The 1,286-nt window shown below is 33.0% G+C and carries 1 protein-coding gene; it reads left to right on the top strand.

The features are described 5' to 3' along the window. Positions 1-18: 18 nt before the first annotated feature. Positions 19-1,286: trigger factor (gene tig, locus CKF54_RS07695; protein ID WP_262407833.1), on the top strand; the 1,268-nt coding region annotated here is incomplete at its 3' end.

The following is a 1,286-nucleotide window of genomic DNA, read 5'->3' as shown; positions in this document are numbered from 1 at the left end:
AAATAAAGAGAAAACAAAATGAGTTTCACAGTTTTATCTAAAGATGGTTTAATCAGAGAAGTGGAATTTTCTGTAAGCAGTTCAGATTTCCAAGCTCAATACTTAAAAAATCTAAAAAAATTAGCTTCTTCCCCATCATTCAAATTACAAGGTTTCCGTCCTGGTAAAGTTCCTTTAAATGTAGCTGAACCTTACTTAAGTCGTGAAGCAACTAACAAAGCAGTTGAGTTCTTTGAGCAAAATAGTTTAGCTGACTATAGCTTCCAAACTAAAGAGATCAATTTAATCGTTTTATCTCGCGCTGCTAACTGGGCTGAAGATGGTTCTGCGTTAAAGTACACTTTAAAATTTGAAGTTGCTCCTACAGTTTTAATTAAAGATTTAAAAGAAACTGAAGTAGAATTCCCAGTAGTTGATGAAGAAAAAGCTGTTGAGGAAATGATTCTTGCTTTACGTACACAAAGATCTACTTATGAAACAGTTGAAAAAGAAGCTGAAGTAGATGACTTAGTGGTATTTGATGTAGTAGCAACTGATGAAAATGGTTTAGAGTTTGCACCATTTACAGGTGAAAGATCTTTAGTTGTTGGTTCATACCAATTCCCTTCAGAATTCAGTGGTGAATTTGTTGGTCGTAAAGCAGGTGATGAGTTTGAAACAAGCTTACGCTTTACTGAAGACAAAGACTACAATGTTAAAGTAAAAGTCAAAGAAGTAAAATTACGTCACTTAGGTGAAGTTGATGAAGCATTTATCAATGAGTTTATTTCTTCTAAAGCAAATCCAACTCTTGATGATTTAAAAGCTGAAATCAAAAAGAACTTAGACAGAGAAATCAAAATCAACACTGTAAGATTCTTCTTAAATAAATTAAATGAAAAACTAACAGAGTTATACGCTGATCTAGAGTTACCAGAGAACTTAGTAGAGTTCTATGTATACCGTAGATTTGAGTCATTCATTGTTAACACTCAACCTAAAGGTAAAAAACTATCTCCTCAAGAAGTTGCTAAATTAACTAGAGAAGAGATGGATAAATTCAAAGATACTGCTGAAGTTCTAGCTAACGAAGAAAGAGATAACTTACGTATTGAGTTAGTACAAACTCGTTACATCCAAGAGCACGGTATTGTAGTAAGTCAAGAGGATTTAGATCAATACATTGAAGAAGTTTCAATTATGTTCGAAAATCCAGCAGAATATCGTAAACAAGCTTACGAGAATGCAGAATTCTTACAAGCTGCTCGTAACGAAATTATTGCGCAAAAAGTTGCTGAATTATTCAA

It is taken from the genome of Psittacicella hinzii (genome assembly GCF_003585885.1).
Lineage (GTDB): Bacteria > Pseudomonadota > Gammaproteobacteria > Enterobacterales > Psittacicellaceae > Psittacicella.
The sequence above is the reverse complement of the archived record's forward strand: the minus strand, read 5'-3'. Positions and strand labels throughout refer to the sequence as shown.